General features: G+C 63.9%; 3 protein-coding genes and 1 pseudogene. 3 read left to right on the forward strand and 1 reads right to left on the reverse strand.

Going from position 1 to position 2,180, the window contains the following annotated elements:
- The first annotated feature begins 253 nt into the window (after nt 1-253).
- The 3 genes and pseudogenes from D1641_RS18730 to D1641_RS18740 form a co-directional block, all read left to right on the forward strand.
- Nucleotides 254-1,060: a response regulator gene (locus tag D1641_RS18730; RefSeq protein ID WP_160668481.1), complete on the forward strand. Its 807-nt coding sequence runs from the start codon at nt 254-256 to the stop codon at nt 1,058-1,060.
- A gap of 166 nt (nt 1,061-1,226) precedes the next feature.
- Nucleotides 1,227-1,439 (forward strand): helix-turn-helix domain-containing protein, encoded by a 213-nt coding sequence (locus D1641_RS18735; RefSeq protein WP_160668484.1) that lies wholly within the window; start codon nt 1,227-1,229, stop codon nt 1,437-1,439.
- Nucleotides 1,440-1,592, forward strand: a pseudogene (locus tag D1641_RS18740) (hypothetical protein); the annotation flags it as partial. It abuts the gene before it with no gap.
- 30 nt (nt 1,593-1,622) lie between these two features.
- Here D1641_RS18740 and D1641_RS18745 read toward each other — a convergent pair.
- Nucleotides 1,623-2,180 (reverse strand): hypothetical protein (locus tag D1641_RS18745; protein ID WP_160668486.1); only part of this gene is annotated, 558 nt, incomplete at its 5' end.

Raw genomic sequence — 2,180 nt, forward strand, 5'->3', positions numbered from 1 at the left:
TGTCCCGGAAAACGAAAAAGCCGCCGGGCCCTGGGTTGCAGGAGCCTGGCGGCTTTTTTGGTAGACTTTTGGTAGACAGGGGAGAAATACCTTTGGGTGGACCCTGTTGGGGGCGGCTGACTTTCCCATAGGGCGTGGTAGCACCGCAATCTTCAGGGGCAGGCCCTCTGTGCGGATTGCATTTTTCTCCGCTATAGAATATAATTAACGACATAAACAGGCGATTTCTTTTTCAGGAAGGGTGCGTGATACGATGGTCTCAAACGCCCCATACACCGTGGTAGTTGCCGATGACGAGGATGAGCTGCGCGAGGCTGTGTGCACAATGATCCCCTGGCAGGAGCTGGGCTTTCGTCTGGTGGGCAGCGCCGGCAACGGCTTAGACGCCCTCCAGCTGGTGGAGGAGCGGGAGCCGGATCTGCTGCTGACTGATATCCGGATGCCCTTCATCTCCGGGATTGAGCTGGCCCGACAGGTGCGGGAGGTACGGCCTATGACCCATATCGCCTTTCTGAGCGGCTATGACGACTTTGAATATGCCCAGAAGGCGATACAGTATAATATTATCAGCTATATGCTCAAGCCTCTGACGATAAAAGGACTTGGGGAGGAGCTTCAGGTCATCCGTCGGAAAATTGACGCCCAGTTCGCCATGTTTTGCCAGGTCCCCGGGCAAAGCGACGGGCAGGAGCCCCCCGCGGCCATGCTGGCGGCTCTGGTTCTGGACAGCCACGCGGACCTGGACAAGCTTCCTCAAGCGGATGAATATATGCGCCAGTGCGGCCTTCCGGGGGATGGGGCCGAAAAGCTCTACTACACTGTGATGGTATTTGCCCTGCTGAACGGGGACGGCTGCTTTGATCCCCCGCCTCCTTTGCCGACTCGGTGGACCGGCTGGCCGACAAGTACCTGCGGGCGGTTAGCTTCTTCGCGCCCGGAAAGGTGGTCTCGGTGCTGTGGGGCAGACTGCGGGATTTTGAGGAGTATCTGTACATTCTGGCGGATGAGATCCCCCAAATGGCCGAGCGGGTGCTGGGCAGGCGCTGCCGCATCGGCGTGAGCCGGACGGCCGGCAGTCCGAACGCGCTCCATACCGCCTGCTGCGAGGCGATGGAGGCCCTCCGCCAGGGTGACAGGACCCACAGTTCATCGGCGACCCGGAGCCTGCGGTCAAGGGGGGAGAGGCGCTGTGCAGGCGGGCGCTGGAGGCGCTGGACCAGCGCTATATGGACGCGGACCTCTCCCTGGTATCCCTGAGCGAGCTGCTGAAGGTGAGCCCCAACCATTTGAGCGCCTGCATCAAAAAATACGCCGGAGAGACCTTTATCAACACCCTGATCCGCCGGCGGATGGAGGCCGCCCGTGAGCTGCTGTCCGGCTCCGCGCTGAAGATTCGGGAGGTCGCGGAGCGGTGCGGCTACACAGACCAGCACTACTGAGCGGTGGCGGCGGTAATCGTCGTGTGGTTCATCTGGAACAAGACCACCTTCGGCAAGAACCTGTACGCCGTGGGCGGCAACCCGGAGGCAGCCTCGGTCTCCGGTATCTCGGTGTTCAAGGTTACTGTGGGCGCCTTCGTCATGGCCGGCATCTCAGGATGCCGGGCTCTGATTTTTTATCTCTCATCCCAGCAGCTGCCCGACCCCTTCGGAGCCCCGGCGGCTGTGGGTGCGCATGGCCTGGGAGGGCTGGAGCAGGATGGAGCGGCGCATGTCCTCCAAAAGCGCGCCGGCCTGACCGGCGCTCCGGACCGGCCCGCTGTCCTGGGCGAGGGAGGCCCCGGGCAGGGCCCTGGCCCCCTGGCTCAGCCAGTCGTAGAGCACGCCATACACCGCCTGCATCTGGTCCAGTCTGCGGCGGTCGGCCTCCAGCACCGCCCCGGCGTCCCGGGCGTACTCCCGGGTCATTAAGGACATCCCGTTCAGCCCCAGAGACCGGACAGACAGCTGGAACTGGGGCAGGGTGGCGGTGTCCTCCCCTCTGCGCAGGGTGACGCCCCCCTCCGGTTCCTCCTCCTCCATGGGGAGGACAGAGCCGCCGGCGATGGTGACCGGCCCCAGGAAGCTGTGCTCCTCCTCACCCTCCAAGCCCCGGATGAGGACGGGGTCGGCAGGGTCCCAGCCCGCCACGCCGTCCCGGCCGATGCCGGCGCAGCCCAGCCCGCCGGCGGCGGTGAGGGT

Source organism: Colidextribacter sp. OB.20, from assembly GCF_009911595.1.
GTDB lineage: Bacteria > Bacillota > Clostridia > Oscillospirales > Oscillospiraceae > Lawsonibacter.